The sequence below is a fragment of the Streptomyces sp. NPDC002265 genome (genome assembly GCF_040296125.1).
Classification (GTDB): Bacteria; Actinomycetota; Actinomycetes; order Streptomycetales; family Streptomycetaceae; genus Streptomyces.
The window spans coordinates 1-7,569 of record NZ_JBEOWS010000423.1 but is presented as its reverse complement, the minus strand read 5'-3'; the positions used below and the strand labels follow the sequence as shown (position 1 = coordinate 7,569).

Annotated in this window: 6 protein-coding genes; 4 read left to right on the top strand and 2 right to left on the bottom strand. The window is 70.3% G+C overall.

Annotated features, from left to right (window positions below; translation table 11 throughout):
- Window positions 1-2,044: RICIN domain-containing protein (locus ABT085_RS41265; protein WP_351620675.1), on the bottom strand; the 2,044-nt coding region annotated here is incomplete at its 3' end.
- A 630-nt stretch (window positions 2,045-2,674) separates the two neighbouring features.
- On the opposite strand from ABT085_RS41265, the gene ABT085_RS41260 reads away from it, so the two are divergent.
- Window positions 2,675-3,118, top strand: coding sequence for a nuclear transport factor 2 family protein (locus ABT085_RS41260; RefSeq protein WP_351620678.1), 444 nt, complete (start codon window positions 2,675-2,677; stop codon window positions 3,116-3,118).
- 173 nt (window positions 3,119-3,291) lie between these two features.
- Here ABT085_RS41260 and ABT085_RS41255 read toward each other — a convergent pair whose 3' ends face one another.
- Window positions 3,292-3,780, bottom strand: a complete 489-nt coding sequence (locus ABT085_RS41255) for a carboxymuconolactone decarboxylase family protein (protein ID WP_351620672.1) — start codon at window positions 3,778-3,780, stop codon at window positions 3,292-3,294.
- Between the two features lie 171 nt (window positions 3,781-3,951).
- Here ABT085_RS41255 and ABT085_RS41250 point away from each other — a divergent pair, with 171 nt between their 5' ends.
- The 3 genes from ABT085_RS41250 to ABT085_RS41240 are packed head-to-tail and all read left to right on the top strand — an operon-like array spanning window position 3,952 to window position 7,465.
- Entirely contained in the window at window positions 3,952-4,476 is a 525-nt protein-coding gene (locus ABT085_RS41250) for a PadR family transcriptional regulator (RefSeq protein ID WP_351620664.1), read from the top strand.
- Complete coding sequence (locus ABT085_RS41245) at window positions 4,473-5,171, top strand: ABC transporter ATP-binding protein (protein WP_351620661.1); 699 nt, start codon at window positions 4,473-4,475, stop codon at window positions 5,169-5,171. Before ABT085_RS41250 ends, ABT085_RS41245 begins: the two co-directional genes overlap by 4 nt.
- On the top strand, window positions 5,168-7,465 hold the full coding sequence (locus tag ABT085_RS41240; protein WP_351620658.1) for an FtsX-like permease family protein: 2,298 nt from the start codon (window positions 5,168-5,170) through the stop codon (window positions 7,463-7,465). Before ABT085_RS41245 ends, ABT085_RS41240 begins: the two co-directional genes overlap by 4 nt.
- Window positions 7,466-7,569 lie beyond the last annotated feature (104 nt).

Here is a 7,569-nt window from a genome sequence, read left to right as displayed (position 1 = left end):
TGGCGTCACCCTCGGCCTTCAGCGCGACCGTGAGCTTCGCCTCCGCGGTCTCCTTGTCCTTCTTGGCGTTGTCCCGGTGCATCTTCGCCGCGTCGACGGCGGCCTTGGCCTGCAACTCGGCCGTCTCGGCGGCCTTCTTGCGGAACTCCGCCTTCGACTGCGCGGCCTGCGCCAGGGCGCGCTGGGCGATGGTCGTACTGTCACCGGCGGCGGCACGGGTGGCCGCCTCGGCCGTCTCACCGGCCTTCTCCAGCGCCGTCAGCGCGGCGGCCGCACCCTTGGTGACCTGGTCCTTCTGCTGACCCACCAACAGACCACGGCCACGCGGCGCGCCGTTGGCGTCGGCGACGGCGTAAGCGGCCTGCATGGCCGTGTCCGAGGCGGCCGCGGCCTGCTGAGCAGCGGTGAGCTGCGTCTTCAGCACGGCGAGCTGCTTCTTCGCGCCGGCCTGAGCCGCCGCGATGCCGGCCGTGGCCTTGGTGAACTGCGCCTTGTCCGGGTAGTCCAGCTTGCCGTCGCCGGTGTGGGTCTTGGGTACGATCCGGAACTTCTGCGCGCTGGAGCCGTTGCACGTCGACAGCACCGCGTCCTTGCTGTTGTCGAACGTCGGCAGGTGCAGGCACTTGCCGCTCGCCGCGTTCCGCAGCGGTCCGGCGCTGCGGATGTCGAACGTCCACTGCTGGGCCTTGCTGCTGCCGCAGTCCCGGATCTGGATCTTCGTGCCGTCCGCGCTCGCGCCGTTCAGCACCTCCAGGCACTTGGCGGAGTTCGGGTTGACCAGGGTGTAGCCGCCGTCGTACGAGCCCAGCAACTGCCACTTCTGGGCGGCGCCGCCGTTGCAGGTGTAGATCTGCACCGGCGTGCCGTTGGTCTTGCCGCCACCCGCCACGTCGAGGCACTTGCCTGAGGCGCCCGGCACCTGGATCTCCAGCTGACCGTCACCGATCCAGCCGATGCCACCGGAGCTCCAGTAGTCCTGCCAGCGGGTGAGGTGGTCGGCGACCCAGGAGTGCCCCAGCATCTCGCTCAGTGCCTTCGCACCCTTGGCGAGGGCGTCGACCGCGTTCTTGTTCGCGCCGAGGATCTGGTTGCGCTGTGCGGCCTGGGAAGCGATCTCCTGCTGCCACTCGTCGGCCGCGGTGGTCGCGATGCCGCCGAGCACTTCGTCCGGGTCGAGCGGGTCGCGCCACGCACAGGAGGCGTAGCGGGTCTTCATGTCCTCGACGGCGATGCGGTACTCCGGCGTGCCCGGCTGCGGGGCGGTGCGGGGGAACCCACCGGAGGTGAGGAAGACACGGGCGTCGTCGGCGCCCGCCTTCCCGGGGGAATGCATCCACGCGAAGGCGTCGTGCTCGGCCAGGGCACGCTTCCACTCCGGCGTCGGCAGCGTCGGGTCGGGATCCGGCGCGTACCGGGAGGAGCCCAGGTCGTCGACGGCCTTGAGCGTCTTCTCGTCGGCCTTCGGGGTGGAGTCCTCGTACAGGTCGTAGTCGTTCTGCCAGAACCGGTTGGCGACCCAGGTGGTCAGGCCGGTCTGGTTGTAGAAGGTCTCCTGGCCGTCGCCCGGTGATCCCGGCGGCCAGTGGAAGCCCGTATCGGTGAAACCGCCCGGGGTGTTCAGTCCGTCGAGGGGCTTCTGCCACCCGTCCCGCAGGGCGGAGAGGTCGTCCAGCTGCTTCCCGGCGGCGTCGCGGTCGGTCTTGTACGCGACGGCGAGCGGCGTCTGCTCCCAGTGCTTGCGGTCGGCCAGGACGTGCAGCTTGTCCGCGGGCTGGTTGAGGCCGTCCTGCGCGGTCGCGGCCATGGACGAGCCGCCGACCCGGAGCACGTCGGCCATCAGGCACTGGTCCTGGCGCAGTTGCTCGCCGGGGGTGTCGTCGTACCAGGCGGGGGAGTCGCCGACCGGGGCGGCGTTCAGGGGTGTCGAGCCGGGCTGTACCGCGAGGCCGGCCAGCATCGCCAGCGCGGCGACGGAGGTGACAGTGGAGGTGAACCTGCCTGATCTTCGCGATCCGGGCAGGCGGAACCATGGTCTGGGGTGCAAAGGAGCATCCCTTTCTTGTTTCAAGGGGCTGTGCGCCGGAAGGACGGCGAAGAGCAGGGAGCCGTGTACGGCCCTGAAGGTCACTCAGGGACGCGGAACGCTCACAGAAGTGCGGAACAGGCCGGCCGGTGCGACGGCATGGCGAAGCAACCCCTCCCCGTGAGCGGCGGTGTTCCCCCGGCCGCTGATCGATGCGCGCGGATGCGAACGGGTCAAGATCGCGCCGCTGCGCGGCGCCACTTTAAGCACACACGGAACTTCCAGTACAGATGTTCGCTTTGCGGGAGGAACGGGCTGGCGCGAAATCACCGACCCACCCGACCCGCGACCGAAGCCGTACGGCGCCTCCCCTGCCGCAGTTGATCTGCGCGTCTCTTGTGGGAGGGCTGTGCTGGAGGGTGACTTGCCGTGAGATGCGACCGATGAGGGATGGCCGATTCGCAACCACGTTCGCGACATGGGCACATGGGTTGCGGGAAGCCTCAACTGCCGTGTGCTGTGCGCCGAAACGCGGGCCCGCCCGCCGGGGGATCCGTCGGAGCCGGGGCCTGGACCGCAACACGCCTCTGCCGGGCCCGCATCAGGAGACAATGATCCTTGGCTGACTGTGCGTATTACTTGGGGGGTCTGGTGAGTCCGAGTCCGCGCGAAGTGTTTCTCCGGCTTGTTCACGGGGTCGCCGACGGGAACTCGAGCGAGTTGCCTGACCTGTATGGCGAGGTCACCGATGTCCGGCATCCGATGGCGACGCCGGAGTCCGAGCCGTTGACGAGTCGGCGTGCGCTCCGGGAGCACTTCACGGTGCCGCCGGAAGTTCGGGAGTCCTTGCCGAAGAGGAGTGTCGTCGATGTCGTCGTTCACGAGACCGCCGATCCTGAAGTGATCGTCGCCGAGTTCGCCTATGAGTTCACTCTGCCGGACGACTCCACGGCCAAGGTGCCCTGCATCTTCGTCATGCGTGTGCGCGACGGTCGGATCATCGAGTCACGCGACTACATCGACCCGATCCGTACTTACACGGCGCGCGGGGACCTTGACCTCCTCATCGATTCGTTGCGCAAGGGCGCTGCCTGACCCCGTGCATTCCGAGGTGAGTTGCCCGAGAGTCGACCAGAACACGGAAAGTGCTCTTGACCTGCAACGACAGGACTCGCTGAGAATCCGTTCGGCTGCGAGGGAAAGAGCACTTTCCGGGTGGGAGCGCAGCGTGTCCTAACCCCGTGTCCGTGTCCGGGGTGACGGCCGGGTCAGTCCCACTGTTCGTCCGCGAGGGAGCTGACCGGCTGCGGTTTGCCGATGACGGCCAGGGCGATGAAGAAGCCGATCTGGCCGATCGCGATCGTCAGAGTGGCCAGTGCCTTCTGGTCGTAGTGCCTGGCCACCTCGGCGTACAGGGCGTCGGAGACGCGTTCCCGGCCGTGCGGGGCGGGTTGCAGGGTGGCCTCCACCAGGGCGAGGGCGGCCCGTTCGGCAGCAGTGAAGTAGGGGGCGTCCTGCCACGAGGAGACCGCGGTGATGCGCTCCTCCGACTCCCCGGCCTTGCGCAGGAAGCCGGTGTTGAGAACCGTCAGATAGGTGTTTCCGACGATCTGGCCGGCGCGCAGATGGACGAGGTTCATCGTGGTCCGCGGGACCGAGTGGTTGCCCGTGGCCCGGAAGAGGGCGGCGCTGATGTCGTTCAACTCGGGCACGAACTCGGCCGGGTTCGGCATCCGGGAGATCGAGGTGTTCGTCATGACTGCACTCCTTGGTGTCCGTCCGGTCGGTGACTTCACCGCACTGACGGAGCGGCGCACCGAGATGTGACAGGCGCCGGGAATCTTTTCGCCGACGCGCTCCGCCAGGGGTCCCGCCTGAGGGTGAGCCGTCCGTTGACGCCAGTAGATACTGAGTGTAGATACTGGGGTATGACCGTTCCTCTGGCACTCCTCGGACTCCTGGAACGGGAGTCGAGCCATGGCTATGACCTCAAGCGCGACTACGACACCTACTTCGGCCGGGGCAAACCGCTGCCCGCCGGGCAGGTCTACTCGACCCTGGGACGCCTCGCCCGTGACGGCAAGGTAGAGATCGGTGAGACCGGACCGGGTTCGGGACCGGACCGCAAGCGCTACGTGATCACCGACCTCGGGGTCACACAGGTCGAGACCTGGCTCACCGAACCGGTCGCGGGCGAACCGCACCTCCAGACGGTGCTGTTCACCAAGGTCGTCCTCGCGGTGCTCCTGGAACGCGACCCCCGTGTGTACCTCGACATCCAGCGCGCCGCCCACATGGAGCGGATGCGAGAGCTGACCGAGCTGCGCCGCACCGGCAGCACGATGGACACGCTGCTGGCCGATCACGGCGTGTTCCACCTGGAGGCCGATCTGCGGTGGATGGACCAGACCGTGGCACGGCTCGCCGCGCTGACGGCGGAGGTGCGCGCATGAGCGCGGACGACGACTTCCTCGTGCAGGCGCGGGACGCCGTCCTGTCGTTCGGGCAGACGCCCGCGCTGCGGGGCGCGAACCTCTCCGCCCGCGCCGGCGAGATGCTGGCCGTCACCGGACCGAGCGGCTCCGGCAAGTCCACGCTGCTGCACTGCCTGGCCGGGATCCTCGTCCCCGACTCCGGCGAGATCTGGTTCGACGGCCGCCGCATCGACACCCTGGGCGAGCCCGAACGCAGCACCTTACGCCGGGATCACTTCGGCTTCGTCTTCCAGTTCGGTCAGCTCGTGCCCGAACTGACCGCCGAGGAGAACGTCGCCCTTCCGCTGCTGCTCGCCAAGTCGCGCAGGGCGAGCGCGCTGGCCGAGGCGCGATCGTGGTTCGGGCGGCTGGGGCTGGACGGCCTGGAGGGACGCCGGTCCGGCGAACTCTCCGGCGGACAGGCGCAGCGGGTCGCCCTGGCCCGCGCCCTGGTCTCAAGGCCCAAGGTGCTGTTCGCGGACGAGCCGACCGGGGCGCTGGACTCGCTCACCGGCGAGCACGTGATGGACCTGCTGGTCACCTCGGCACGGCAGGAGGGCACCACCGTCGTCCTCGTCACCCACGAGCCGCGGGTGGCCGCCCACGCGAACCGCGAGGTCATCGTCCGCGACGGCAAGGTCACACCGCTCTTCGTCGAACGGCTCGGCTCGTGATCCGCCTCGGCCTGCGCCTCACCATGAGAGGCGGCAGGGAGGCAGGGGCCCGCCTCGCCGTCATCGTGGCCGCCGTCGCCCTCGGCGTCGGACTGCTGCTGAGCATCCTGGCGGCCGTCAACGCCACCGCCACCCAGAACAGCCGCAACGCCTGGCTCAACACCGGCTCCGGCAACGGCGCGGCGGCGCGGCCCGCGGCGAAGTCGGACACCGACCCGCTGTGGTGGCTGCTTCGGGCGGACCACGTCGACGGCAGAACCATCGGCCGGGTCGACGTCGCCGCCACCGGCCCGAACTCCCCGGTTCCACCAGGGCTCGCACGCCTTCCCGGACCGGGCGAGTTCTACGCCTCCCCGGCCCTGACCGAGCTGCTGCGCTCCACCCCGGCCGCCGAACTCGCCGACCGCTACCCCGGCCACCAGGTCGGCATCGTCGGCGACGCGGCGCTCCCGGGCCCCGACTCCCTGATCGTCGTCATCGGCCACCGCCCGGACCAGCTCGCGAAGCAGCGCGACGCGACCCGGGTCACCGCCATCACCACCGTGGCCCCGAGCAGTTGCAACGGCACGAACTGCACGGTCCGGGCGGGCATCGACAGCAGCGGGATCAAGCTCATCCTCTCCGTCGCGGGCACCGCCCTGATCTTCCCCGTGCTCGTCCTCATCGGCACGGCCACCCGGCTGGCAGCCGCCCGCCGCGAGCAGCGTTTCGCCGCGATGCGCCTGGTGGGCGCGACACCGCGGCAGATCTCGATGCTCTCCGCCGTCGAATCGACGCTGGCCGCGATCCTCGGCACGGCCGTCGGCTTCGGCCTATTCCAGCTGTTCCGTACGCAACTGGCCCGGGTCGACCTCACGCAGACGCCCTACTTCGCCGACGATCTCACGCTGCGGACCGGCGACATCCTCCTCGTCTGCCTCGCCGTCCCGGTGGGCGCCGCCGTCGCGGCCCGGATCGCCCTGCGCCGCGTGCAGGTCTCCCCGCTCGGGGTCACCCGGCGCGTCACACCACGCCCGCCGCGGGTGTACCGGGTGATCCCCCTGGTCGTCGGCATCGCCGAACTCTCGTACACCATCGGGCGGGTGCCCAGGAGCACCGACGGCCAGATCTGGGTCTTCGTCCCGGGAATCCTGCTGGTCCTGACCGGGCTCGTCATCGCCGGGCCCTGGCTGACCATGGCCGGAGCCCGGCTCCTGGCCCGGCAGACCGGCCGCCCCGCGCTGCTCATCGCGGGCCGACGGCTCGCGGACGACCCGAAGGCCGGTTTCCGCGCGGTCAGCGGGCTGGTCCTCGCCCTGTGCGTCACCAGCGCGGCCGTCGGGACCATCGGCTCGCTGACCGCCGAGCGCGGCGTCCCGCAGGCCGGCCGGACGATCGCCGGCGCCGTGGTCGCCGACTACGCCCGGGGCTTCGACGCCGCCTCCGGGCGTCCGGTCGGCAGCGTGCCGCCGCTCTCCCCGGCCGTGGTCGGCGACCTGGACTCCGTACCGGGCGTCAGAGGCGTGCTGATGATCCACACGAACCCGCTCGGCACCACGGACCCTGCGTACGGCGCTCCACAGGGCACCGGCACCCCGCCGGTCGCCGGGCTGGCCTCGTGCGCGGAGCTCGCCAGGATGCCGGCCCACAGCGCATGTGCCCCCGGAGCCCTTACGGCGTCGGTCGCCCAGAACTACGGCAGTTTCGACACGTACCGCTGGACGCACTGGCCCACGGCCTGGCCCGCCGCCGACATCTCCGCCCAGCGCCTCGCGCGCCTCCCGGTCCAGGAGATCGTCGTGGCCACCGACGGGTCGACGGGGGCGATCGAGCGTGCGCGCACCATCCTCGCGAACACATACCCCGACCACGACATCCCGCGGACCGTCGGCGAGGACCACGCCGACAGCGGCGCGCAGCTCGCCGGATACCGGCAACTGGCCGACGTGGTCGTCCTGGTCAGCTTCCCCATCGCCGGCTGCAGCCTGGCGGTGAGCGTGGCCGGGGGACTGCGCGACCGCAAGCGCCCGTTCAGCCTGCTGCGGCTGACCGGCGCACAGCTCGGGGTGCTGCGGCGGGTGGTGCTGCTGGAGAGCGCGGTGCCCCTCCTGGTGGTGGCCGTGGTGGCGATCGGCATGGGCTTCCTGGCGGCCCAGCTGTTCGTACGGGCACAGTTCGGCTACACGATCCGGGCACCCGGGATCCAGTACTACGCGATCGTGCTGGCCGGCCTCGTCGCCTCGCTGGCGGTGATCGCGTCCACGATGCCACTGCTCAGACGCATCACGGGCCCCGAAGCGGCACGCAACGACTAGGGACTGTCTTCTGTATCTAGTGCCGCGGCAGGGGTGGCGGCCTCCGCAGTCGAGCCGCTCCCGCGCACGGGCCACCCGGCCACCGCCGGTGTCCCGCGCGTGCC

Bases quoted from the DNA above. Each gene is read 5' to 3' on its own strand.
- ABT085_RS41255 (WP_351620672.1), bottom strand. From the start codon at position 3,780: ATGACGAACACCTCGATCTCCCGGATGCCGAACCCGGCCGAGTTCGTG.
- ABT085_RS41250 (WP_351620664.1), top strand. From the start codon at position 3,952: ATGACCGTTCCTCTGGCACTCCTCGGACTCCTGGAACGGGAGTCGAGC.
- ABT085_RS41245 (WP_351620661.1), top strand. From the start codon at position 4,473: ATGAGCGCGGACGACGACTTCCTCGTGCAGGCGCGGGACGCCGTCCTG.